This is a genomic window from Priestia sp. YIM B13551 (assembly GCF_042787905.1).
Taxonomy (GTDB): Bacteria; Bacillota; Bacilli; order Bacillales; family Bacillaceae_H; genus Priestia.
Genome location: NZ_JBHZOX010000001.1, coordinates 1,066,589 through 1,092,152 on the forward strand (window position 1 = coordinate 1,066,589; position 25,564 = coordinate 1,092,152).

General features: G+C 34.0%; 24 protein-coding genes and 3 pseudogenes. 9 read left to right on the plus strand and 18 right to left on the minus strand.

The window, feature by feature from the left end; translation table 11 throughout:
* Positions 1–508: 508 nt before the first annotated feature.
* A complete protein-coding gene (locus ACFX4N_RS05425; RefSeq protein WP_057274792.1) occupies positions 509–1,216 on the minus strand; it encodes an IS6 family transposase in 708 nt (235 codons plus the stop codon).
* Between the two features lie 947 nt (positions 1,217–2,163).
* Here ACFX4N_RS05425 and ACFX4N_RS05430 point away from each other — a divergent pair.
* Positions 2,164–3,594, plus strand: a complete 1,431-nt coding sequence (locus ACFX4N_RS05430) for an alanine/glycine:cation symporter family protein (RefSeq protein WP_057274791.1) — start codon at positions 2,164–2,166, stop codon at positions 3,592–3,594.
* Between the two features lie 219 nt (positions 3,595–3,813).
* On the opposite strand, the gene ACFX4N_RS05435 is transcribed toward ACFX4N_RS05430, so the two are convergent.
* Positions 3,814–4,818 (minus strand): DUF3231 family protein, encoded by a 1,005-nt coding sequence (locus ACFX4N_RS05435; RefSeq protein WP_192100683.1) that lies wholly within the window; start codon positions 4,816–4,818, stop codon positions 3,814–3,816.
* Positions 4,819–5,040: 222 nt separating this feature from the next.
* Between ACFX4N_RS05435 and ACFX4N_RS05440 the strand changes: the two genes are divergently transcribed.
* Positions 5,041–5,586 carry a CBO0543 family protein gene (locus tag ACFX4N_RS05440; protein WP_057274789.1) on the plus strand — a complete coding sequence of 182 codons (546 nt, stop codon included), beginning with the start codon at positions 5,041–5,043 and terminating at the stop codon, positions 5,584–5,586.
* 810 nt (positions 5,587–6,396) lie between these two features.
* Here ACFX4N_RS05440 and ACFX4N_RS05445 read toward each other — a convergent pair.
* The 11 genes and pseudogenes from ACFX4N_RS05445 to ACFX4N_RS05495 all read right to left on the minus strand — a co-directional run bounded on the left by ACFX4N_RS05445 (position 6,397) and on the right by ACFX4N_RS05495 (position 15,055).
* The gene (locus ACFX4N_RS05445) at positions 6,397–6,546 is read right to left on the minus strand and encodes a hypothetical protein (protein WP_244659729.1); all 150 of its coding nucleotides are present in this window, start codon (positions 6,544–6,546) and stop codon (positions 6,397–6,399) included.
* 136 nt (positions 6,547–6,682) lie between these two features.
* Positions 6,683–6,805, minus strand: coding sequence for a hypothetical protein (locus tag ACFX4N_RS05450; RefSeq protein WP_274598748.1), 123 nt, complete (start codon positions 6,803–6,805; stop codon positions 6,683–6,685).
* Between the two features lie 223 nt (positions 6,806–7,028).
* Complete coding sequence (locus ACFX4N_RS05455) at positions 7,029–7,670, minus strand: restriction endonuclease (RefSeq protein WP_192100682.1); 642 nt, start codon at positions 7,668–7,670, stop codon at positions 7,029–7,031.
* Positions 7,663–8,652 (minus strand): DUF3991 and TOPRIM domain-containing protein, encoded by a 990-nt coding sequence (locus tag ACFX4N_RS05460; RefSeq protein ID WP_057274786.1) that lies wholly within the window; start codon positions 8,650–8,652, stop codon positions 7,663–7,665. Before ACFX4N_RS05460 ends, ACFX4N_RS05455 begins: the two co-directional genes overlap by 8 nt.
* Before the next feature lie 80 nt (positions 8,653–8,732).
* The gene (locus ACFX4N_RS05465; RefSeq protein ID WP_192100681.1) at positions 8,733–9,764 is read right to left on the minus strand and encodes a hypothetical protein; all 1,032 of its coding nucleotides are present in this window, start codon (positions 9,762–9,764) and stop codon (positions 8,733–8,735) included.
* A 58-nt stretch (positions 9,765–9,822) separates the two neighbouring features.
* Positions 9,823–10,254 (minus strand): hypothetical protein, encoded by a 432-nt coding sequence (locus ACFX4N_RS05470; RefSeq protein WP_377260962.1) that lies wholly within the window; start codon positions 10,252–10,254, stop codon positions 9,823–9,825.
* A 70-nt stretch (positions 10,255–10,324) separates the two neighbouring features.
* Positions 10,325–10,459 carry a hypothetical protein gene (locus ACFX4N_RS05475; RefSeq protein ID WP_377260965.1) on the minus strand — a complete coding sequence of 45 codons (135 nt, stop codon included), beginning with the start codon at positions 10,457–10,459 and terminating at the stop codon, positions 10,325–10,327.
* A gap of 2 nt (positions 10,460–10,461) precedes the next feature.
* Entirely contained in the window at positions 10,462–12,384 is a 1,923-nt protein-coding gene (locus ACFX4N_RS05480; RefSeq protein WP_377260968.1) for a reverse transcriptase domain-containing protein, read from the minus strand.
* A 732-nt stretch (positions 12,385–13,116) separates the two neighbouring features.
* A pseudogene (locus ACFX4N_RS05485) lies at positions 13,117–13,842 on the minus strand (ImmA/IrrE family metallo-endopeptidase); the annotation flags it as partial.
* 2 nt (positions 13,843–13,844) lie between these two features.
* Positions 13,845–14,273: pseudogene (locus ACFX4N_RS05490) on the minus strand (methyltransferase); the annotation flags it as partial.
* Between the two features lie 293 nt (positions 14,274–14,566).
* Positions 14,567–15,055, minus strand: coding sequence for a DinB family protein (locus tag ACFX4N_RS05495; protein WP_029321126.1), 489 nt, complete (start codon positions 15,053–15,055; stop codon positions 14,567–14,569).
* A 757-nt stretch (positions 15,056–15,812) separates the two neighbouring features.
* On the opposite strand from ACFX4N_RS05495, the gene ACFX4N_RS05500 reads away from it, so the two are divergent.
* Positions 15,813–16,274, plus strand: a complete 462-nt coding sequence (locus ACFX4N_RS05500; protein WP_098196372.1) for a hypothetical protein — start codon at positions 15,813–15,815, stop codon at positions 16,272–16,274.
* Positions 16,275–17,184: 910 nt separating this feature from the next.
* On the opposite strand, the gene ACFX4N_RS05505 is transcribed toward ACFX4N_RS05500, so the two are convergent.
* The 3 genes from ACFX4N_RS05505 to ACFX4N_RS05515 form a co-directional block, all read right to left on the minus strand.
* Entirely contained in the window at positions 17,185–17,958 is a 774-nt protein-coding gene (locus ACFX4N_RS05505; RefSeq protein WP_013056517.1) for an SDR family NAD(P)-dependent oxidoreductase, read from the minus strand.
* 126 nt (positions 17,959–18,084) lie between these two features.
* Positions 18,085–18,870 carry an SDR family oxidoreductase gene (locus ACFX4N_RS05510; RefSeq protein ID WP_301264299.1) on the minus strand — a complete coding sequence of 262 codons (786 nt, stop codon included), beginning with the start codon at positions 18,868–18,870 and terminating at the stop codon, positions 18,085–18,087.
* Positions 18,871–19,080: 210 nt separating this feature from the next.
* Positions 19,081–19,818, minus strand: a complete 738-nt coding sequence (locus ACFX4N_RS05515) for an SDR family NAD(P)-dependent oxidoreductase (RefSeq protein ID WP_098548747.1) — start codon at positions 19,816–19,818, stop codon at positions 19,081–19,083.
* Between the two features lie 195 nt (positions 19,819–20,013).
* Here ACFX4N_RS05515 and ACFX4N_RS05520 point away from each other — a divergent pair, with 195 nt between their 5' ends.
* The 4 genes from ACFX4N_RS05520 (at position 20,014) to ACFX4N_RS05535 (ending at position 22,167) form a co-directional block, all read left to right on the plus strand.
* Positions 20,014–20,622 (plus strand): TetR/AcrR family transcriptional regulator, encoded by a 609-nt coding sequence (locus ACFX4N_RS05520; protein WP_098548746.1) that lies wholly within the window; start codon positions 20,014–20,016, stop codon positions 20,620–20,622.
* Positions 20,623–20,900: 278 nt separating this feature from the next.
* The gene (locus ACFX4N_RS05525) at positions 20,901–21,269 is read left to right on the plus strand and encodes a hypothetical protein (RefSeq protein WP_353880128.1); all 369 of its coding nucleotides are present in this window, start codon (positions 20,901–20,903) and stop codon (positions 21,267–21,269) included.
* Between the two features lie 80 nt (positions 21,270–21,349).
* The gene (locus tag ACFX4N_RS05530) at positions 21,350–21,832 is read left to right on the plus strand and encodes a hypothetical protein (RefSeq protein ID WP_029324520.1); all 483 of its coding nucleotides are present in this window, start codon (positions 21,350–21,352) and stop codon (positions 21,830–21,832) included.
* Between the two features lie 56 nt (positions 21,833–21,888).
* A complete protein-coding gene (locus tag ACFX4N_RS05535; protein WP_353880129.1) occupies positions 21,889–22,167 on the plus strand; it encodes a hypothetical protein in 279 nt (92 codons plus the stop codon).
* A gap of 250 nt (positions 22,168–22,417) precedes the next feature.
* Here ACFX4N_RS05535 and ACFX4N_RS05540 read toward each other — a convergent pair.
* Positions 22,418–22,699: pseudogene (locus ACFX4N_RS05540) on the minus strand (citrate transporter); the annotation flags it as partial.
* Positions 22,700–23,144: 445 nt separating this feature from the next.
* Between ACFX4N_RS05540 and ACFX4N_RS05545 the strand changes: the two are divergent.
* Positions 23,145–23,366 carry a hypothetical protein gene (locus ACFX4N_RS05545; protein ID WP_377260973.1) on the plus strand — a complete coding sequence of 74 codons (222 nt, stop codon included), beginning with the start codon at positions 23,145–23,147 and terminating at the stop codon, positions 23,364–23,366.
* 281 nt (positions 23,367–23,647) lie between these two features.
* Positions 23,648–24,838 carry a COG4705 family protein gene (locus tag ACFX4N_RS05550; RefSeq protein ID WP_377260976.1) on the plus strand — a complete coding sequence of 397 codons (1,191 nt, stop codon included), beginning with the start codon at positions 23,648–23,650 and terminating at the stop codon, positions 24,836–24,838.
* Here the strand turns inward: ACFX4N_RS05550 and ACFX4N_RS05555 are convergent.
* A complete protein-coding gene (locus ACFX4N_RS05555; protein ID WP_225519250.1) occupies positions 24,787–25,386 on the minus strand; it encodes a phosphatase PAP2 family protein in 600 nt (199 codons plus the stop codon). The two genes, ACFX4N_RS05550 and ACFX4N_RS05555, sit on opposite strands and share 52 nt — an antisense overlap.
* Positions 25,387–25,564: the final 178 nt, after the last annotated feature.

Consider the following 25,564-nt stretch of genomic DNA (forward strand, 5'->3'; position numbering starts at 1 on the left):
AATGCCACGCAACGGTTCTGGTGCAAAAAGAATTAGATAGCTAACTCAACATGAATGCTACCTATCCCATGAGCAATTTTTATTCGGAATAAAAAACTTTATTCCGAATATTAACGGTATATAAAAATGAAACGTTCGGGAAACACTAAAGTATTTAGTGTATATTATTAGTTTTATAATTTACACTAAATGACGACAAATTCGTTCTTTGTCGTAATTATTAACAAAGAATTTCAATTGTATATATACCGTTCGTTGCTTTCCTTCCCTTTATCACGTTGAATAAGTATTTAAGGTGGACAAGAATGAGATTCTAATCAAAAACGTTATTAAGTTACCTTGCAGTTCTCTAATCTACATCGATTTTTTATTGGCAGAAAAAATTAATAACTAATTTCTAAATGAATGGTATTAATTATAAAAAATTTGTAAGTTTATACAGATATTGATTCTGGTGCAAAAAATACTTAATAGAACATAGAATGTCAATTTTCTTTAAATGAATAGCTTATTGAACTACTCCAAACAATTTATGAATGAATTCTTTTAGATTTTGGACAGACTTCTCCCGTTGGAGAGTTTGTCCTTTTTTGATCATGTGCATAGCCTCTATTCCTGCAATGATTCGTTTGGCCGTTCGTAAAGACTTTAATCCAAGCATTGGACGAATTCGTTTTTTAATAAAGCGATGATCCTGCTCTACAATATTGTTGAGATATTTCACTTGCCTTAGTTGAATGCCTTTAGGCATTTGTTTTTCTTTTTTTAACTCTTGGATAGCCATAGGATAAGCAGGGTTCTTGTCTACAGTGATCACACGAGGTTTAGAAACATGTGAAAAAGCCAAGGCTTTCTTAAAAAAGCGCTTGGCTGCTTGTTTATTTCTTGTTTTACTTAGATAAAAATCAATCGTATCTCCTTCTGAATCAACGGCACGATACAGATACATCCATTGTCCTTTCACTTTCACGTAGGTTTCATCCACTCGCCAAGAGTCGTTCGTTGTCTTAAGATGGCGCCGTACTCGCTCATCTAATTCTGGTCCATATTGATGAACCCAACGCATAATCGTGGTGTGAGCCATCGATAAGCCTCGTTCTTCCATCATTTCAACCAAATCACGAAAGCTGAGGCTGTACCGTAGGTACCATCTCACGGTTAACAAAATAATATCAGATTGATAGTGTTTCCACTTAAATTCTACAGATTTTTTCATACTGATTGATACACGTCCTTTTTAGTTTAGTAGTATCAGTATGTCCAAATTTAAGAGATTACTTGCAAGCTCCCTGAAATTTTTGCACCAGAACCAGTTTTTCTACAAGATAAATAGTTATTGAAGTATTTTTTCTGAAGTAAGTTAATTATTACTCTTCAAATAGATGTATAAAATACTTTTTTATAAACTATTGAAATGTTATTTATTTTCTACTTAGAGTGTGAATACTAATTATTTTATAAAGAGACTCTGTTAAATTTCATAGTTGATTTTTAATCAAATGGCATTGCAAACAATAGTGTTTCTCTTTTATTAAAGAAAAAAGCCAGTGTAAAAACCGGCTTTTTGACTTGCTTGTTGAATTAACGCAACTCCGTAGGTAATATAGGGTCTACTTTCTTATCAGATTATTTATATACCCTAATTTTATATTTAATTATTAATTCGAAAAATTTATAATTTTATGTCACTTTCTGTCGGATTACATAGTTCATAATATAAATTAAAGATAAGATCTTGATAGTAAAAAATGAAAGCGCTTAATAACAGTTTTTATTTTTGTTAATCACACTTCATTGGAGAGATTTCTAAACTAAATACAGAAAAAAAGTTGCTCTTATTTTATCAGTATTAATGACTTAGGGGCATTCTCATCTTTTCAAGTTACACTGACGTATCAACTTCTATTGAAGCTATGCAGACTGCAATATCTAATATAACCCCTTCGTTATAAGGAACCGGAATGGGAGGATATCGGTTTGGTAAAGATTTAAAAAACAACACTTCTAACAAAGCTAACTTACGAGATATTAAGAATAAAAGGATTCTTTAAATTGTTGATCTTCCTTTTTTATAACCACCAAATTTTTTCTAGTTTACAAAAAAATATAAATCTACTTATAACCTTTATAGTCGAAAAATTTTTACAACAAGGAGACAAAACCATGACAGAAATCGTTACACTTATTAATGATTATTTATGGGCTAAATTAATTGTTATAATCTTAGTTGCAATTGGACTATTTTTATCTATTAATTTTGGTTTTTTACAAATAAGGTTCTTTCCTGAAATGATTCGTTTATTGTGGGATGGACGTAAAAACAAAGATAAAGATAAAAAAAGTGTTTCTTCATTACAAGCATTTATGATTGGAATGGCTGCTCGTATTGGTACAGGTAATATTGCCGGTGTTGCTACAGCAGTAGCACTAGGAGGACCTGGTGCAGTATTTTGGATGTGGATTATAGCATTAATTGGATCTGCTTCAGCTTTTGTAGAAAGTACATTAGCCCAGGTTTATAAGGTTAAAGATGGAGATGCTTGGCGAGGTGGACCTGCTTACTATATGGAGAAAGGTTTAGGAAATAGAAAACTTGGTATTGCATTTAGCATATTAATTACTCTATCCTTTGGCCTTATTTTTAATGCTGTGCAAGCTAATACCATTGCTGCTTCGGTTGAAAATGAATTTGGAATAAACAATACCTTAACCGGTGTTATACTTACCATTATTACTACTCTAATTATATTCGGTGGCGTTCATTCAGTAGCGAAATTTTCTACAATTTTAGTGCCTATTAAAGCCGGTGCTTATATCTTATTATCAGTGTGGATGATGATTGCAAATTATGAAGTATTACCAAATGTTTTTAGTGCAATCTTTTCAGAAGGTTTGTTTTCATTTAAACAACTTTTTAGTGGTGTAATGGGTGCTGCTGTACTTCATGGTATCCGTCGTGGATTATTTTCTAACGAAGCCGGTATGGGTTCTGCTCCGAATGCAGCTGCAGCTGCAGACGTTACTCATCCCGCAAAACAAGGATTTATTCAAGCTTTAGGCGTTATTTTAGATACATTTATAATCTGTTCATCTACTGTAATGATTGTTTTAGTTTCAGGCGAGTATCAAACATCAGATTTAACAGGTATTCCATTAACACAAGAATCTTTACGGACGGGAATTGGTGGCTTTGCAGCAACATTTGTATCTATTTCAGTATTTTTATTTGCGCTGAGTACGATAATGGGTAACTATTACTATGGTGAATCAAATATTAGTTTTATGAAGCATAGTAAGAAAACAGTCTTATTATACCGTGTTGCTGTTATCTTGATGGTGTTATTTGGAGCATTATATAGTGCAGAATTGGTATGGTCTCTTGCAGATATCTTTATGGGATTAATGGTTCTAATTAACCTATATGCAATTACTCGATTATCCAAAGTAGCTAAGGCTGTACTGAAAGATTATGTAGCTCAAAAAAAGCAAGGACGAGACCCTGTGTTTCAGGCAGATAGTATTTCAAATTTACCTGGTCGCGAAAAGTTAGAAGCATGGACTGAAGAACAAAAATCTAATAAACAAGTTGTATAAGAAATTACAAAAAAATCCATCTCCTTGTCTCACAAGGGGGTGGCTTTTTTTGTAACCAGAAAATCACATTATGTTAACTGGATTTGTATCTCGTATATATCCTCAAAACCAGAAAAAACTACTGATCCTGTTTCAGCAGTTTTCCTAGTCGTTGAAATATAGATGTTAAGCTGATGCTCTATTGCATCTTAAGTAGTTTGCTCAAAATATTGAATTTTATTATTTTTCTTTTGCTATTTCTTTTCTGTTAGGAGCAAGTGGTGGTTGTTCTAACCATTTATTTTTCACCATAATGTTAAACCATTTTTTTGTTATCATTAGATTTTTGAGAATGATGCCTTCATAAGTTGTTACAAGATCTGTTCGCATGGCTGATGCTAAACCTGTTCCGTGATATGCTTGTGCAGCTTGGAACAAGAAACCAATATGATACATCATTAACTTATCAGAAAAAGGAGAATCTGTTGAAGTTGTTACTTCTGTCTCCCACGATTTAGGAACTGGTAAATTATCTGCGTGCATGATTTTTGAAAAGGATTGTATTTGATCATCAGCTGTTTTCTCCGAAGCCTCTAGAAATTTTCTTACTTCTTTTGATCGAGCGACCTGACTAAATCCAATAGAAAGGGTTTTAGCCATAATGCTTTTTTTAAGATTAAAAGAAATACTTATGATTTCTGTTGCAGTTAAACGTCTGCCTTTCCCGAAAAACCCATCCGAAAAATCCTGGCTAGAAATATATTCAGGGTTCTTAGCAGGATAAAAATAGGGATCCCTCTGAAACTCCCCTTTTTCAAGTAATAATTCAATCGTTTGATGATACATCCTTTTTGCATCATTATCACATGTATCATAGAAGTGACGTAAGTCTTCTCTGACAGACACACCTAATGAGGTTGTATGTCCTAGTAAGCCATGTAACGTCATGATATGTAAATAATTCAAGCAGAATATATCAGTGAATAATCTTTTAGTACCTTTATTGAGGTCAGACTCAGTAAATCCAATTGGAACTGGAAACCCTTCCTTTTCTATAAAAGCTACGATTTGTTTCTTTTGTTTTGCGAAGGTATTGATAGCATCCTCAAAAATGGCCTTTATTGACTCATCCTCAATAATAGAGAACATATATTTATTTACTACATCTGTCATCGTTCCGTTCACATACTCTCCCCATAGTGTTCCTATTTCGGAAGATGTGAGTTTTAACTTATTCTTATCCACATTATCACCTCTTGCATAATATTCACTAATTTAGTAATAGATATGAATTTTTTCTTAATAAAAAGGGGTTTTAGCATGTCATTTCCGATAATTTTTTTATGTAAACTAAAAATGAATCGGATATACATTGAAAAAACAATAAATTTTAATTGTCAATATTTTGGGAAGGATATGAATAAAAAAGCATTTATCGAGTGTATGTAGAGAGGAGAAAGAGTATTTATGACCTACCCTTCTTATGATCAAGTACAAGATATTCGAAGTGACCTAAAGGAAGCCGGATATCAGTATTGGCTTCACTATGACCTATTTACATGGCAATGGTGGGTTTTGCTTATAGTTTCTATTCTACCTTGGATTATATGGGGGTATCTTATTAAACAGGAGCACCGCCTACATGTATTTGCATTTGCTATGTCGATGGGAATCATTTCAATTGTCTTAGATGTAATTGGAGTTGATACATTGTTATGGGGATACCCTATCAAATTATTTTTCATGGTTCCACCCTTATTTCCTGCTGACTTAACTGTCATCCCTGTTGCATTTAGTTTAGCTTATTATTACGGGAAAACATGGAGAAGATACTTCCTATATATCGTTATTACCTCATTTTTATTCTCTTATCTGATAGAGCCTTTATTTATATGGGCAGGAATGTATGAGATACATAACTTTTCTCATTGGCTTTCTTTCATTGGTTTTATATTCATTTCTTTACTCATTAGGTGGTTTTTGGAGAGAATTCTACCACTAAGAGAACAATAAATAAAGAAAAAATACCTAAAGTGAACTGCACCCCCATTGTTAGACAAAGAAACTCTAATGATTTTGGGTTCAGTTCACTTTTCGAGAGGAAGGTAGTTTTTTCTGCTACATTTATTTAACCAAAAGATTGAAGCTTCACGACGTCTTGAGTAGTTGGCTCAAGATACTATTTATTTTACGTTTGTAGTTAGAGAAAGGATGTAAATTAATTTTTGCTGGATGTTCGAACTAAACAGTCAGTAAGAAGGAGAATAGCAAAAGGAATAGCAGAAACACCAAGGATTACAAGAAAGACTTTACGAACTTTGTAATTCATTTATATTGAATCCACCTTTATATAGTAGAGTGAACATTCTATTGGATAGTTTACTCATATAGTTAGTTATTAAACCTATTTTATAAATTGCATTCTACAATGTTTTTTATATAAAGTAAAAAGGAGGAACAATACGCAATGAAATTGTCCCTCCAAAGCAGAAAATGAACAAAGCATGCTGCATATACAATGTTTTGTCATTGTTCGATAGTATACCATGAGAACTATGTTATATATGCTTTGATACATTTATGTATAGAAAATGAAACATCTTGTAGCACTAATGATACTTTATTTACCAAAAAAGCAGCATTCCGTAATATAAAAACACGAAATACTGATTCGTTATCAATTATTTTTTAACTTGTAGCCTTTGAACGTATACCCGTAAACCTTAGTTAGATCAACAAAGCTCTTATAGGAATAAGTAATCGCAACCAGTGTACCCACTTGAACTTTATCATAAAACTTTTCAATATCTACATTATGCATTCTCACGCAAGCTTGTTGTAGTACTTGTTAATGATAATCAAATCTTGATTCGCTGGTTTGCTTGCTGCTTCTGCTTTCCCTTCATTGCCCCCACATAATACGATCATTAGTAACGTAAAAACGGTCATTGACTTAATAAAGATATTTTTCATAAAAATTCTCCTCTTTTTTATATTTTTATATAAAATGAAAAAAGCACCTCCAAATGGAAAGGCGCTTTTTCCGCAACGATTAGTTAATAAATAAAAAGCCAACTTTTCTTTACAGCAAGTTGACCTCTTTTTATACTTACTTTCTACTCCTTAATTGACGATTGTTCTGAGAAATAATAATGCTGCTGAAAACAGTAGTTGCCACAACACCCATAATAGAAAAGAATAATAGCACTACAAAGTGATTATCTGATCGCATAGCGAACCTCCAGTTATTTGTAAACTACTTTTATTATTTGAATAACCTTCATTTTTATTCTCAATTACTTACGAGATATCCGTTTTATTACTTACTGAGAAACGCTCTCTGACGAAATTAACTTTTATTCTACGTATAACTTTGAACTTTGGTCATTCGATGCAAATTTCAGCGTCTTAAAACTACATATAAAAAAAGACCACCCATAAAAGAGAGGTCCTTTTTATTGCTTATTAATTTTTTCTGTGTGACGACAAGAAGGAAAAGCAAAACAGCCAAAAAAACGAGTGCCATTCCCCTCTCGTACGACTAAATCCTGCCCACATTTCGGACACTGACGAGCTTCTGGTGTGATATTTTCAAAGATTTCCCGTGCCTTAAAAACAGGATTAACTTCATTAATAAACTTTTGAAGATCCGCACGATCCACTAAGGTCACATCACATGCAGCTGCAAGCTCTTTTGCTTGTTTCGTGAAATAACTATTGGTCACAACCCAAGCTTGGTTCGCTTTATAATAAGCTTTTGCTGCGTACACTTCTTGTACTGCTGAAAGGTTGACCCTATTTTTAGCACTATACCGTTTGGCTTGAATCACAACTTTTTCTTTACCTTTCATCACTAGATCAGCCCCAAAATCACCTGATTTTGGTGTTATCTGTGGTTTGTATCCTAGTTGTTGAAAAAGTGCTCGCAAATATACCTCAAATTGATACCCATCCATCTTATCAATATAAGGCATACCTGATTGGGCTAACTCTTTCATATACCTCCGTTCACGAATCACACGATAAGCAAATGTAGAAAGTTTAAATAAAATGATGATAAGAAAAAGATAAAATACACTTTGAAACACTTTATCCATTCATTGAAAGCTCCTGTTCAGTTTGTTTATTCCGGAGACGTGATGCCACAGGTTGAATGCTTTTTCCATTCTTCTTTAATTCTTCGTTCCAGTCTTTCGCTCCCTTTGGAATATCTGCTCTTATTAAATCAGCATTCACGATTTGGTTCATTTTGTCAATAAATTCTTTTCCTCCTTGGTCATTATCGACAGCTAACACCATTTCTTTAATGTTTAAGCCTTCTCTTCGAGCTTCGATATAAGACTGTGCAACAGTTTTAGGTTTTAAGCCATTCATACTAATAAGGCGTGTATTCTGCAATTGGTTCTCTTGTATACTCCAATAAGAAAGAAGATCAATTGGGCTTTCAAAAAAATGAATCTTATTTGGATGTCCGACATCGATTGAAAAGCCTGTATACGGGTTATCGTTCGGTAAGACTTGTTTAAAAGAACCTCGTTTATTTTTTATTGAAGCTGTTCCTTGCCGATCCGCCCCAATCACTTTTCCTTTTCCTCCGTGCTCACGCCATTTAAACACGACATTGTTCCGTTTATCCTGGGCGATTAAATCTTTTTGAAGGAGCCAGTTAACTAATCGAGGATCTATTTTACGTTCTTTTATGAGATAGTCTTTTACTTTGCTTTGATCCTTTACTTCTAACTCTTTTGGGTAGCGAAAAGGCTCTTTCGATGGTGAAATTGACGGTTGCTCATGTGAATGAGAAAGCTCTTTATAATCGCCTTTATTAATATCTAACACAGCTTGTGGAAACGACATCCCATAATACATTTGAGCGAAACTGATCGCTCCATACCCTGTTTCATTCCGGCTATTCCAAGCATACATATTCCCTTTGATGAGTAAGCTATCATGTTCCGTATGGCGATAGTACTTTCCTTCTTTTACAAAGGTTTCGCCTTTGGCTTCCAGATACGACAACAAATCAATATCTCGCGCTTTCATAACCTCCTCCTCCTTGACATGTTTTCGTTCTCCCATCTAAATCCCTCCCTCACTTCACCCTATGAAAAAAGGAAGCTTTTCAGCCCCCCTCTTTCTTTTCCAACCATTTGCCATTTTTAGCGTTCTATTTCTTGTGTTTCTTTCCGTTTCTTTGAAGAATTTGCTCCATTACTCCGTGCGAAAAACTTGGTAAACCCATTTTGCGATTTCTCTTTTTTTTTCTGCTTGTCATGATCCTTTTTCTCCATATCTAATGCCTTTTCAAGCTTGGTTAATTTTTCACGTTGAGAATCAGTCAAATTTAATTCTTTCAATTCCTGCAGCACCTCTTGTTTCAATTTGTACACCTTATCAAAGGAATGCTTTTGTTCAAACTCCTTCATTTTGGCCAAACGCTGCTCTTTCTCTTGAGGTGTTTCTTGCTTAAGCTGCTTTTCGACAGGAGCTTTTTCTGCTTCAGCTTCCTTTTTCGCTTCTTTAGAAGAATCTTTTTCATCTGATATGCCTAATTGAGCTAACAAGCTTTGTTTAAACAGCTGCTTATACTGTGTCTCTTCACTAGGCTGCTGCATAACTTCTAGTACCTCTTGTTTGTAATCTTCTTGATATCGGTCCTTCTCTTGTGCCTGTTTTCGTGCTTGAAACTGATGAGAAAGCTCATTCTCCATGCCTTTCAATTGGTCAGGGGTGAAGGTATTTTCCTTTAAAGCACTTGATTTCAACATGACATAATCGTTTTCTGCATTCACACGAGCTAACATACTATCAATATCTTGAGGTTTTTCTTTGTCATGAGCCTGTAAAAACTGAATGTAGCTTGTTTTGAGCTGCATTTCTCGATCTTTCTCTAAAACAGGGTTCACGTCATGACTCTTTAAAAAATCAAGTGTTGTTTCACTTTCATAGGCTTGTTTTTGCCCTCTTTCATTAGTAGAAACAAGTAAAACCTGCGGCTTTTCCTCTCCTATAGCTGATTGTGTTAAGTAAACGGCACCAGAAGGTATGTTTTGCAGCTGTTCCCCACTGATGTTTGCCCAACCTGCCTCGATTTTTTCATTTTGTGGGTGCTTCATGAACTTCTTTAATTCGCGTTTATCTGCAATAAGGGTGTTGAATTGGTCATTTGAAAGAGATGTTACTTTTTTCATTGTCGATTCCTCCGTTTAATTCATATTTGGGCATAAAAAAAAGAGCTTTTACGCTCCCTTACCTTTCGAGTTCCTGATCTTCTTTTTTCTTTTTGGTGGTGCCTGTACGTTTTTGGATTTGCATGTGATTACCCACTTCCATACAGTCTTGAAAAGTAAGAGATTTCTCTTGAACTTGACCATTGATGATTCCCTTCTCGTTTTTAGTGATGTTCGAATCGATCTGATGCTCAAGCTTCACGACTTCCTCTTTTGTCATCCATCCATTTTTGATGGCTTGTGTTTTGGTTGAATAATATTTTTCTTCAGCCGTGACACGATCTAAAATGCTATCTACATTTTGTACGGATTCCCTTTGCTGCTTTTGCTTATAGTCTTCATAACCTTCTTTCATTTTCTCTTGCACGTTTTGAGGAAAAAGAGGATCTGCTTGCTGCTGTTTTTCATCGTTTTTTTTCGGTGACTGATTTTTTTCTCGTTCTTTTACCAAAGTCTCTTCAATTGTTTCAATAAAACCAACTGACGTTTCATGTACTTCTTTTAAAAGCTTGGTTTTATCTTCAAAGCTCTTTCCTTTCGTCCAGTGTGACAGGTAATTGGGTAGAAAGAGGACGCCCAGCCGAACTGTGTTTTCCTCCAGCCCCCGTTAGAACCGTGCAAGCAAGTTTCCCTGCACACGGCTCACGATCAATCATTTCTATCCCTTTATTGTTCCAGCTTTTGAGTGAATATCCTTATGACATGTTGCACACAAATAGACTTTAGGAATATCTTTGCTAGCCTGTCGCCTTGCCTGAATATCCTTTCTTTTTCCTCTCTTTATCATTTTTGTGTGATGTACTTGGAATTTCCCCTCACTTTTCCCACATTTGCTACAGAATTCTCCTTCAGTTTCTACTAATTCAGCTTTAAACTCGACAGAGTGTCCTGAGTTAAGGATTCCAATAGATTTTTCTATTGTTCCATTATCAGGTGTTCTAAACCAAGGCTCATAGGCAATCTTCATTACTTTATTTGCTATTTCATTTGAGGTAACGTATTTAAAGTCGCTGAACTTTCTTAATATATAAGTTTTATATTCGTTATTTGCAATAATCTTTTGATTAGTTGTACCATAAGCTGTAACATTGTTTCTAACATGTTTTTTAATCACTTGAGGGATTTGGCACTTGTATTTCCTACCAATCCAATGCATGATCTTCCAGTATAAGATTCGGTCTAATTTAGAACTTATAGTGCTCCAGTTATTTGCTATTCGGAAGTAATTACTCCATCCACTAATAAGTCTGTTAAGACTCACAATTATATCTGGTATACCTACGCTATAAATTTTCAGGATCTTTTCCATCTTTTCAATGACAGCTTTGAATTTAACTTTTGGAACATAAACCTTTGCAAATCTGCCGTATCCTATTCCATTACCTGACGGTATCTGTACGATATCATATCCTAGAAATGAAAAGCCTTTGGTTGAATGTGTAATCATTGTCTTCTCAGGACTTAATTCCAAATCGAGTTCAGACGTAAACCAAGACATGACTTTTCTTTTTAATTCCACAGCGTCCTTTTTTTGATAGTTCCCCATTAAAATAACAAAATCATCTGCATAACGAACATAGCCCAGACTTTTGTTTGAATGATAGTTTTCATTAGTACGAGTATTAAGGTTCTTCCTTATTTTCTTTAGCTTACGGAGCATATCAACCATTTCTTGTCGATTTCTCAATTGAATTCTTTTATCCTTGGAGTTATCATCAGCAATGTCGTCTTTAACAAAAATATTATACGAAGTTCTTCCTTCTTTCAGTGCTCTGGCCAGTCTTACTACCTTGTTATTGTAGTACTGATAAGGTTTTGAATTTCTATTTTTGTTGTCATCCATTTTCTTACACATTGGTGTAAGAAATTTATCAAACTCATGCAGATAGACATTGGCAAGAATAGGGCTAATTATGCCTCCTTGAGGTGTTCCCTTACTTGTCTCATAGATTGGATATCTTCCATCTGTACCAAAACTTAATTGATAGCCACTCTTAAGGAATTTCGCAATCAAATTAATAAACTTTTCATCTGCAATTCTTTTCCTAAGGAGGTTTAATAATTTACCGTGTTTAATGTTGTCAAAGCACCCTTTTATATCACCTTCCACAACCCAATCGAACTTACGACAAACAATTTTACTTATTGCTGTTTGACAACTTCTCTTAGGTCGGAATCCATGTGAAGATTCTAGAAACAGAGGTTCATATATTGCTTCCAGTATGATTTTAACCGCAGATTGCACAGCTCTATCTTTTAATGCTGGAATTCCCAAAGGACGTTTCTTACCGTTACTTTTGGGAATTTCTATTCTTCTAACAGGTAAAGGACGATAACTATTATCATATAGAGAACTAGACAGCATTTCGATCATATCGTGCTTGTTTTCATTTGTTAAATTTACCTTCGTTATCTTATCAATTCCAGCTGTTTTGGACCCTCTATTTCCTTCAATTGAGTCGTAAGCATGTAAAAGAAACTCTTTACGCGTGACTAATTTATATAAGTTTTTAAATCGTAGGTCTTTCTTTTTAAGAGCAATTCGGGATAGATAAGCAATACTCTCCATAGCGTCAAACATGGGGCTTCGCCTCCTATTCTAAAGTTTGTATTACTTACGGTTGACCTCGTGTCATTCGCCAGCACTATTTTATAGTCACCTATAAAGTAGTGTCTTATATCCTTCGATATAAGTGTGAAAGGGTTATTCCCTCGCTAAACTAAATAGCTTTCAGTAAAACTTTTGATCTTACCTACCAATCGCAGACTACTCTAACACGTCTTTTGGTATTCTGTATTTCCGCGAATATTCACCCTTCTCAATACAGAAAACCTTTGCAGGTTATCTACATAACACGCATATGGAAATCCGTAGGTTGTCTTCCGATGGCTCCACAATCTGTGGCTGTGTGTCACTTAGATGGACTACTTGTACAGAGCACCATCCTCACGATTTAATTTAATCATGTCCTCAACGCCTCGATTATTCGTATTGGTAAGTGCAATGAACGTATCAAGGATTTCTTCGTTCATGGGTTACTTACTTCCCCCACCCATCTCAACTTCGCAATTAACCTGCTAACCATAATAGACTTCCGCACCCTGAAGGAATGGCTTCTTGCCTACAATCCTCTTGGCTCACCACCCCAACTTTCACCCTCCAAGCTGACCCAACTTTATTTTCGGAGCTAAGGGCAATCTTAACTACGGGGGAGGGATTAGGTCGTAGGTACTGTACTACCCTAAGAGAGTGTTACCACTCTCAACGGTGTCTTAAGACACTTTGTTATGCAGACATCGTCTGCCGCCCATCAAGCGAATACTCACTCGTATCAATGCCAAAGTAAGAAGAAACGGTATAAGCTGTCATTTCTGCCTGAAATTCTTTTTCGGCAGCTGTATAGTTTAGATGTGTCTCTTTTGTATGAAGTTTCGCATGAGCTAACTCATGCACCAAAGTCTTTACATTTTGACGTTCAGAGTTACGAGGATTCAACGCAACTTCTTTTGTTAATGTATAAGAAACTCCTTTTGCAGCTCCAAGCTCCTCTTTTGGTTGAATAATAGAAATACCATTCTTTTTGGCAATGGCTTCCATCCCTTTATAAAGTGCTTTGTAGTCCTCCACGTTGCCTTCTAACCAACGATTGGGGAAAATCTTAGGTAAATCACTCGCTTTTGCATTCGTTTGTGAAATTTCAAAAACATGGCCGACTGAAAAGTACAGTCGGCCTTGAGTGACTTCTTTTTTCCCCTCTTGAATGAGCTTCTTTTCTTGAGAAGTAGCTTTAGTAATGGACTTTAATTTCCCATTTTCATCTTTGAATTTGGGAACCGTTTTATTTGGCACAAGAATTTTAATGCCTTTCTCTCCTTTATTGACAGAGAACCCTTTATCTTTCCAAAACTTAAATGACCCAACAGCTTGAGCACCAAAGAACTGTTCCTGAATAAGAGCTGTGTTCGACATGGAGTATTGATAAAACTTGCCCATAAAAGATAAATAGTCTTTTAATTCTTCGGCAGAATGCACCTTCATACATACACATTCCCCCAAAAGAAAGTAGTATTTTGACGTGCACACTTTACTGAAGTTGGGTCGATGTCGGTTGCATACAGCTCAATGAGGCCTATGACTTTGGCCAGCGCGGCTCCAACTGCACCCGTACCACAACACAAGTCAACTATGATGGATCCTGGAGTAGCAAGAAAAGCTGCCTGTTTAACAAGAAACTCGGTGCGCGGGCGTGGTATAAAGACTCCCTGTTCCACTTCTATTCGAATACCGCAGAAATCTGCCCAACCAATAATATGTTCGAGGGGAAGACCAGTTACTCGCTGTTCCACCATGTCGGTGAGTTTGTCCAATGTCTGAGCCTCTGAAATAAGTAACCGAGCCTCATTCTCTGCAAAAACACAACCGGCAGTTCTAAGCTTCTTTATTATAATTTCCTCTGTTTTCTTGTCTATATAATTATGAATCTGTTTCTCCATTCATTTCACCATTCCAAATATCTTATTGAAGTTATATTCATTGATAACTAGTTCTTTGAAATTTAGAGGAGCCCTTCTTCAAGTGTCCTTTAATTGCATAAGCAAGGTGTATATCATATAGTTAGTTAAGTTAGGTGGGAGGGTATTCTTAAGAGTACCTTCCTACCGTAACTAGTAAAGAGTATCGCGTATAATGGAAGCTGCCGAAACTTAAAAGCCCATATTCTCTTAACTATAACCCATGAAATCTAGCAATAAAGTTCATTAAATTAAGTTTTTGGCAATGTATGACTAAGCTCTTTACCAATAAGATTGGCTGAAACCGGTTTTTTTCCTATTTCCCTAGCCCATACTGATAATTGTCCAATATGGTGTATCTCGTGAGCAATCATATGACGCATAACTTCTCCCCAAGTATCAGTTACTATACTTCCATCTGGTTGTGGATCATAAAGAATATTATTTTCTTTTTCTACATTCCAAGACCTAACAAATTCTCTTACCTCAAGCTGAAAGTTTGTATCTAGCTGCCGAACTTTTTCTAAGCTTTGATATTCCTCAAAAATCTCTTGGAAATCATCTTTTCCCTGAAGAATACGAACCCAACTCCACTCTACATCAACAATGTGAAAGAGAGTATGTAGTATTCCTCCTACCCCTCCTGTTCGCTTCCTAAGCAATTCCTCTAGTGGAATATTCTCACACCATTGATACCACTCTTCTCTAACCAACCAGTTATAATGGAACATAGTTTGCAAATTAATTCCTCCCTTTATTGTATTTTTTACTTTGACTCTTTTTTAATGAGGTATTAATTAGTTCGACAAATATTTATAGATACCTATTTCATAGGAGTAAGAGAAAGTAATAAGTAAAGTCGTATAGGCTGTTTTGTTCCTAACTGTATTATGTTAACTAAAGATGTATAAGATATGCAGCTTAAAAACAGAAAAACCACTGGCTTATATCAGTGGTTTTCTGCGATGCATGTTGTCAACTCTATAAACCATGAGGATTTCCAAATGGATGCTTCACAGCGTCTTGAGTAGTTTGCTTAAGATGCATAATAGTATGTATTTTCAATTATAATTATTGAACTTTTTAGTTATTCGTCTTTCTAGATCTTCTAAAGTGTTTCGTAACCAAAGAGTTTGGGCAAATGCTGCTATCATAGATATAAAACCCATAATTAAAATAAAGCTTAGCTTATTATTTATTTTTCGATACATATTAGGTTGAAGCCACCTTTACTTTTTTACATAGTATTCTCCTCCAAATCTTTTTTATTATAAAGATTCCTAGAAAATCCATTATGGTAACTAAACATATATATCATATTCATTAAAAAAATAAATGGTCCACTAATGAATTTATGGGCTATTTACATATGTATTATCTTCTTCAACAAACCGAACAGATTAGTTTAAAAAGCATTTGGTATTAACTAACCATAAATGCATATTTTCTTTCAAAAAAAGAAATTCTAAATAAAAAGAAATAAAAGGAAGTTTAAATATGTCAATGAAAAATAAGTGGTTATTTAATATTGCCATGGTATTATTCTCTTGGGTATCAATATCTTTTTTGGACCGGCGTAGTATAAAAAGATTTTTCCCGGCTTTTATTTTTGTGTTTTTAATAAATTGTATTGATGTTCCTGTTGGAAAGAAATTTAGATGGTGGTCTTTTTATAATAAACCACATTCCTTTATTTATAATGAATTTCCTTTTTTAATAGGTCCAATGCTGGCGGTGGCTTTATGGTCATTAAAATGGACATACGGAAATTTTAAAAAGTTTATTACTCTAAATGCTCTTTTTCAATTATTTTTTGCATTTTTAGCTAAAACTTTATTTGTAAAAATAAAATTATTTAAATTAGTTCGATTTAATGCATTTCAATTCTTCCTTTACTTCTTTTACAAGGCCTTTCTCCTGTATGGATTTCAATACATTTTTGAAAGTAAAAGAAGATGAACATAATCCACTAAAGGTTAGAAATATATATTTATTCTAGTCAAAAAGGGACGAAAAAATTTAGATTCAAAATTAGTTGTAGGACATAAACTATCATATGAATATCAAAAATCTTGTTGAACTAACAAAGGTATTAGTTCAACAAGAATCGCCTATTTAATTTCGGATAACTGTGATTATGTTAACTATCTTTGTATATCATGTGTAATAGATTTCCTAGAATATATAAGCTTAAATCATGTAAATTTTTAACTTTCATGGGATTTATTCGTATATATTATGGGAGGCGGTATTGTGAGCGTAACAAGTATTAACTGGGGAGATATTGCTTGGCAGATTTTTAACCTGGTAGTTTTATTTGGAATTGGAGTTTTTATTTTTAATTTTATAAAGAAATTAAAGAAGAATTAACAACAGAACCTTCTAGAAATGGTCTAGAAGGTTCTGTTAGTTCCTAGAAGGTACATTATGGTAACTAACTATAGCATACATCCTGAACTGATACATAATCTCTGATAAAATGTAATTATAAGGAAAATAACGAGAGAGGAGTTAACGAAAATGAAAAAAAGACTTAAAAGGGAGGAAACTAAGTGAAAGAGATTGTTCGGTTTTTGATACGTTATTTAGGTCGATTTATTTGTTTTTTTCTAATAACTGCTTTTCTTTTATACGTATACGGAGCTATTACTTACTTTCCAAACAGCCTAATGAGTATTTATTGGATAGCCTTATCTTTATTAGTTTTGTTGCTAGTTTACAGTGTATATTTATTTAAAAGAAGTATTTGATAATAAAACCGACTTCTCCCTTAAATAGAAAAGCCGGCTTTATATATAGACTATTATGAGGAGAGCCCTGATTGTTAGATAAAAGTTATATTCACCTCAGTCTATTAGGGCAGTCTTTTTTACACCGATGTAGCTCCTTGTCCACCATCAATACGATAATAAGAACCTGATATGAATGATGCCTTTTCAGAAGCTAAAAATGTGATTAAGTTGGCGATTTCAGTAGCCTCAGCATAACGATTCATTGGTACTGACGCTTCAAAAACGGATTTGGCTTCTTCCTCTTTACCTGGCATTGCATTTTTTTCAATAGAACGCATCATCTGAGTATCAACACCCGAAGGACAAACTGCAACAGAACGTATGCCATATTCTGCACCTTCAAGTGCTGCTGTTTTATTAAGAGCGATCACTCCGTGCTTAGATGCTACATATGAACTCATTCCAGGTGCACCTAGCAATCCACCATTAGATGCCATATTTACAATTGAACCTTCTTTTTGATTCATCATTACTTTCATGACATATTTTAAACCTAAGAATACTCCAATGACATTAATATTTAATACATTTTTAAAGTTTTCAACGGTTTGATCCACAATATTTGCAAAATCCCCATTAATCCCTGCATTGTTTACAAATGCATCAATTCTTCCATATCTTTCAACAGTATCATCAACATATTTTTTTACTTCTTCTTCATTTGTTACGTCTGCAGTCAATAATAAAGCATCGTTAATCCCTGCTTCTTTAACTGCCTTTTCTAAGCTTCCCTTTTTTAAATCAACTAATGCTAGCTTTGCGCCTTCCTTAGCAAAAGCTTTTGCCGTAGCGATACCAATACCGCCAGCAGCACCCGTAATTAAAACAACTTTATTTGAGAAATCTCCCATGATGTATCATTCCTTCTATTAATTATTTATACGTGGTTTATGTGTTCTATGATAATTCACTCTATTATTACCTTATTTATAAATGAAATTATGATAGTGCAGTAACTTTAGTTTTCGCAAAAATCTTCAATATTTATAAGATTGACCACCATCGATTGGAATAACAGTTGCATTTATAAAGTTTGCTTGATCAGACAATAAGAATGCGACTAAATAAGCCACTTCTTCTGGTTTGCCAAATCGTTTCATCGGGTTTGTCTCAACAAATTGTTTTCCTGCTTCTTCCCATTTTTCTGAATCAATTTGTCTTAATGAACCTTCGACCATTGGTGTCATGATTGCACCGGGTGCAATGGCTTTGATACTGATTCCGTATTGACCATATTCAATTCCCGAGTTTCTGGTTAATCCAACTACACCGTGTTTACTAGCTGCGTAACCAGATTGGTTTCCTAAACCACGAATACCACCAACTGAAGCAGTATTAACAATAGAGCCAAAACCTTGCTCTCTCATGACTTTCAATACGCTTTTTAGGCCGTAAAACACACCATTTAAGTTAACATTAACTACTTTTTGGAATTCATCAATATCAAAATCTTCTGTGAGACTTTGTTTTCCTTCGATTCCTGCGTTGTTGAAGAAACCATCGATTTTCTCAAATTTCTCAACTGTTTTATTTATATAGTTTTCCACTGCTTTTTCATCTGACACATCTGCGGTGATAAGTAACACATCTGCATTTGGCACAATTTCTAACACTTTACTTTTTGTTTCTTCTAATGAAGAAGCGTTTAAATCAACGAGTGAAAGTTTTGCTCCTTCTTTTGCTACTTGTAAGGCAGAAGCTTGACCCAAACCGGATCCTGCACCGGTAATTAATATTACTTTCCCATCAAAACGATTAACCATCGAAAATTCCTCCTTTATTATTCTCATAGAAAATGGCAAATAATTTATGATAGATATTCTATTATGTTTCCTTTAATTAAAATATCTTGAAATAAAGATATATAATCACGTAAGTCATCTACTAGTACCCAAGTGGTACATTTAATCCGGCAAAGCTAACTATTTCCTGTTTAAAACTCAAAAAGCAAGAGGGTTCACCTTCTAAATTTATTATTGAGCTGTATATCCACCGTCAAGGGTTAAACTATTACCAGTCATATATGAAGAGTCATCAGAGGCCATGAATAATACTGCTTTTGCCATTTCTTCTGTTTTACCCAAACGTTTTAATGGTGTAATTGCAGCTAAAGCTTGTTTGTCTTCTTCTGGTATAATTGGTGTATCAATAAAACCTGGGCATAATGCGTTGATACGGATATTTTGTTCTGCATATTCAAGTGCAAGTGAACGAGTTAAGTTGATCACGCCGCCTTTTGCAGCGTTATAGGCAGCTGAACCGGGTGATCCAACCCAACCGTACATAGACGCCGTATTAACAATGGTACCACCATCTGTTTTTAACATTTCACGAATGGCCTCACGTGCTACTAAGAAGACTCCATCTAGGTCCACGTTGACAGTTTTGCGCCATTCTGAGTACTCTAAATCGTGTGATGGATGAACCCGACCGATACCCGCATTATTGAAAACAACATCCACTTTACCAAACGTTTCAACAGTTTGTTTGAAAATATTTTTGACTTCTTCTTCACTCGTAATATTTGCCTTTATAAAAAGAACTTCTTGGCTAAACGCTTTTAACTCTTTCTCAAAAGCTTTTCCTTTTTCCTCATTTAAATCTACAAGAACTACTTTGGCTCCTTCTGAAACAAATAAACGTGCCGTTGCTGCCCCAATACCGGATGCTCCACCAGTGATAATAGCTACTTTATCTTGTAATTTCCCCATTCTAAATCCTCCTAGTCATTGAAAGTTATCTACCATATTTAGAATAAAAATGCTAGATATATTTTATATCTGTGCTTTTTTGTTCACAATTTAATTGTACTACTCTGTTCATATTTAACAATCATTAAGATATCATTAAGTGTCCACTAACTAGACACTTATGATAAATCTGTTTACTTCAAGGGAGGTTTTTTCATGCATAACGAACAAAATACAACATCTCAGCGTCAAAATCGCACAAAAAATCATTTAAAGCAAGCATTGATTGAACTGATAAAAGAGAAGGGCTACCATAATGTAACTGTAAAAAACATTGTTGATTATGCTTCCTATAATCGCAGTACCTTTTATATTCATTACTCTGATAAAATTGAACTTGCTAAAGATTTGCTTGCTTCCATGCTTCAAGGGTTAGAATCTTCAGTAGGCAGTCCATATGTACCTGGTCGTAAAGTGTATACAACTAAGCTAAATGCACCGTATTTAAACATCGTTTTCTACATTTATAAAAACCGAAATTTTTTTGAACTCATTAATTACGATGACACCTTACCGGGGTTACATATACAGTTTCCTCAAATGATCTTAAAGATCTATAAGGAACAATTTATTTTTGAAACCATCAACAATATAGCAGTTAATATGGAGTATTTTAAACGTTATACAGCCTATGGATTTTATGGGCTTCTTCAGAATTGGATTCGGAATGGCTTTAAGCAAAATCCAGACGAATTTATTCACGAAGTCATTGATCTAGCGAAAACACATATATACTCAATCGAGTATATTGGAAATAAAAGGTAAATAAACTAATGATTTTAGCATCTTGATTAGTTTGCTCAATACATGTAAATTTGCTCATTTATATAAAAAATAAAAAAGAGGAGTTCAGAAGCATGATCTTCTCTTTTTGTTTATAGGTTCCGGTAACATTGATTATGGTAACTAGCTTTTTATGGAGTATACATAAGGTAATTGAAGAGTATTAAAGTATATGGGAAAATAATTGAGGAATTTTTGTTTTTTTAATACTGTGCAAAAGGATCTATTTAAATAGATAGTTTCAACCAAGGAGGAAACAAATGCGAGATTGTCCCGAAGAATTAGACTTTATTTCATTATTTGAATGTATTCCACTTAAAAAGGACCAAAATGAGAGCTTTTTGTACGATGAGTCCACTTTTATCTTTACGAACGAAATAAACAGGTTCGAAGTGAAAATCTCACCATTCTATAATTCTTTCTCGCTTTCAGTAACGGATTTAGAAGATGATGAAATCTTTTACTACAGACTCGAATCAGTTACAAAGATTGAGATCATGAATGACAATAAAGAAAGCAAAGCAATTCGATTATTTATAGATCAAAGAATTGACCGTTTTATAATGATTATGCATTTAGTATTTAGACCCAAATTTAAAGTTGTGCTAAAAGAGGTTTTAGATTCCTAGAACGCATATCATGGTAATTGTAAATGTATGCACTCATACATGAAATAATAAGGATAAAAACTTTAAAAGGAGAAACGACTTTGAAGATAGAGAATCAGAGATTAGCAGAAAAAGCTTTACAGTATTTACTTGTGGGTAGTCAAATGGATGGAATAAAGTTCACGTGTGAGGTTTCCGCCATTTCCCTGACCTTTACTCACTACGATCGAAAGGAAGATGATGCATTCGTTTTAACGATTGAAACAGAGTGGACGGTATATGATGACGTTCCACTTGTCTACCCATCCTCAGAGAAAGAAGTCCCCGCACATACCGAAGAACAGCATTTTAAGCATATTTGGGATGTTAAGAGACAAAAAGTAGTCAATGTTCAATTAGGTCATCGGTCGCCCCATCTCATTATTTCATTTGAATCAGGCAGCATCTTGTTTGTAAACGGTCACGACCCGAATTATGAGTGCTGGCAACTAGGTGATCATTTTGCAGGTGGTAGTTGTGATTGGCTTTTAGTAGCAACTCCAGGCGATGATATAGCAGTTTGGTCTCCTGAAAGCTTTGAATAAACTTCTAGAATGCTGATTATGGTAACTTTAATAAATACTTAGGAAAGGTGGAATTAATGTTTGAAAGTCAGCCAACTAAAAAAGACTTGATAAATAAATTAGAGAACGTTCTTAAAGGAAAGATGTCTAGAGAACAATTTAATCAATGGTCCTATAAATGGGTTCAAAACCTAGAGAGTAGAAATGTGCTCTCTTCTGATGAAGATCAACTACATGAATACCTTATTTTTTTATTATGTATAGATTTAGAGATTGAACCAAATATATATTTTCATGAAGATATAGAACTAAAAGAATGGATTAAAAAAATAACGCTAGGTATTCCATTAACTTAATATAGGTATTTCAATGATTGCCGATAATACGTTTTATGTTAACTACAAACGTATACTTCTACGGCAGGTAGGTTTGATTCTGTTTCAAAACGCTAAAGGAATAAAGTCAAGGTTTTTCTTTGAATTATTGAAATTGTCTTATTAAAAATGATCAAAAATAGGTTGTAAATGAGCTTCAAGTTCAGACATAACACAAAAGCCTTTGCTTAACCTATTAAAGCAAAGGCTTTTTATTTAATCGGATTTCCTCTTATAAAGAAAAAGCTCCCATTGCAATAGATACAAGAATCATTATAACCGATGTTCCAATAGCCCATGGTAAAGTGAATTTTTGGAATTCCCCGAAATCAACTTTCGCCATCCCTACTAATAGATAGGTTGAGGCAACGAGTGGACTTAATAGATGAACGCCAGGTCCCATAAGAGCAGCTCGAGCAATCTCCCCAGAATCCACTCCATAATTACTAGCAGCTTCTGCAATTATTGGTAGAATTCCAAAGTAATATGCATCATTAGACATAAAGAAAGTAAATAGAATAATATGCATGATTAAGCCCTATTTCCTTTTAGATATTTTTCATATGCCTTCAATTAGATAAGAAAAAGATATCACTCCATCATTAATAACTAATCGATTAAAGAGAAATGATATTAATTAGTTTCTTTTATTTATTAAGAAAAGAAAAAAACTAATTTTTGAAGGTCAATGTGTTATTGCTTAAAGATATTTGACGACAAATGAAAATTCCCCCTTCATATCTTATACCAATTTATGTTTTACTTCTCTTTTAAGAAATTGTTTTATTCACTTTATTTCATCATAAAACTTATAAGCACTAAAAGTTATTTTTTTTAACTACATTAAATACCTTATTGAACTAAAAAGGTATCAGTTTAGTAAGATCCATCTAAGTATAATTAAATTTTATTTTAAAGTATCATGGATCCCCTTCTTTTTCGTACATACTCGTACGGAGATGGTGTTTATAGCTAATCAGTTAGAAGTTCTTACCCAGCATGTCAATGATAAACAATACTATTACTGGCTTCATCACGATTTACTTAGTGCCCAATGGTGGCTAATTGTGATTTTAATTGTGCTCTTTCTATTTATTCTTTATCTGCTCGTTGACCGACAACGAATGGTATTTATTCTCTTAGTCTTTTTCATTAGCTTTGTTGTAGTATGTATAAATTAAAAAATAAATTAACTATTCTAATGAATTATTAATTTATTTTTCATAGATACTTAAGAGTATTGCCATACAATTATCTTAACGTTAAAAACATATTGGATATGAGGTGTTTTTTGACAAAAATTACTTTCAAAAAAAACAAATAATAGTAAATAATTCATGGAGTAAATTAATATAAATTGCACTCGTTTTTTGAATTCTAAAATGTATGGCAATGCTATAGAACAATCAGCTTGTTCTTTAAAAAAAGTTGTGGGAAACCACTGTAAAGAAGGGGAATGTGTATGCAAGAGAACCAAAATAAATTGGGTATTTCACTTAACAAAGTGCCAGAAGTCACAATTTTCTTCTGGATAATCAAAGTTTTATGCACAACTGTAGGTGAAACATTTGCTGATTTTCTAAATTTCAACCTTGGATTTGGGTTAACTCTCACTACTATAATTATGGGAATAGCATTTTTTATTTTATTGTATCTTCAATTTAAAGCAACTAAATATGTCCCAGGGATTTATTGGACAACGGTTGTGCTTATAAGTGTATTTGGAACACTAGTAACTGATAATTTGACAGATGCAATGGGAGTACCTCTTGAAGTTAGTACAATTGTCTTTTCCGTTCTACTTGGATTAACTTTTCTTTTTTGGTACCTGAGTGAAAAAACACTCTCTATACATTCAATTTATACAAGAAAAAGAGAAGTTTTCTATTGGCTTACTATTCTATTCACATTTGCACTTGGAACAGCAGTAGGTGATTTATATTCTGAACAACTAGGTTTTGGATATCTTAAAACGGGAGTAACAGTCATCATTATCATAGGCTGTATCTTTTTGGCATACAAATCGAAACTTAATGGAATTTTAGCATTTTGGATTGCCTATATTCTTACTCGTCCACTGGGAGCATCATTAGGAGATTACCTATCACAAACAAAAGTTAATGGTGGATTAGGTTTGGGAACAACTGTTACTAGTGTTATTTTTCTTTTAGCTATTTTAGCAATAATCGTTTTTCTTGCTATTACAAAAATTGATATAACTTCAAAAAGTGAAATAGTGGATACACGCCAAACACGTGCAAGTAAGAAAAATATTTTGACACAAACCATTGTAGTGCTTTGCCTTTTCTTAGTTCTAAGTATAGGTGGTTATATCTGGCGCAGTAATGATATAGCATCACAATCCACTGCTTCACAAGCTACATTATCTGGGCAATTAAAGGATTTTATTAAAATTGAAAATGACATGCTCAAGGATGTGAATTCAAAAAACTTTACTTCAACGAAAAAAGGAGCAGACGATTTAGAACATCAATGGGACTCGTCGGAAGCTAAACTTAGAAAAGTAGATGGTTCTAAATGGACTAAAATTGATGGAACTATTGTTGTGCTTTCATGTCTTTATATAAGTGCATTGTGTATTCACTCTCTACTTTGCTTAGCTTCTGTTTGTTCAAAACGTTTCTCCAGGTAACGTTGATAAAACCAAATGGCGATAGCAAGCCAGCAACCACTAGCAAAATACCCTCCAATAACGTCGCTAGGATAATGCACACCTAAATAAATACGACTAATACCTATTGTCAGAATCATTATAATGCTAGTAACGATTAAAAGTGTACGTCCCCAGCGAGTAGGAATATGACGCCAGAGCAAGAATGAAAGAACGCCGTAAACAGCAAAGGCACTCATAGCATGTCCACTTGGAAAACTATAACCATTTATTTTGATTAATCGATGAAAATCAGGACGTGCACGATGAAAAAGCAGTTTTAGCAATTCATTAAGAATTGGAGAGCCTACAATAATGGCTATAAATAAAATAAGCTCCGTTCGATGTTTTAATACTTTATAAAGAAAAAATAAACTAAAGAGAGAAATCACTGCAACGGATGGTGTAGAGCCAATGAAAGTAAAACCCTTCATAATAGCCGTTAATCCAGGAGATTCGAATCCTTGAATAAACGATATAATAGAATGATCGGATGCCTCAATTTTTGATCCACTAATTAAAATAGCCATCCCACTAAAACAAAGAAGGGAGAATATGCTTAACATAAAAGCCAGTGTAAATTGGAATTTCAACTTCATACTAGACACCTCTAATTTCTGTCCTTTATCAAGCTACTTTTGATGGAATGTGATAAGGTCTTTTTATTTTTACATTTTAATGTTTCTTTGTTTTTGCAGTTAGGAGTAT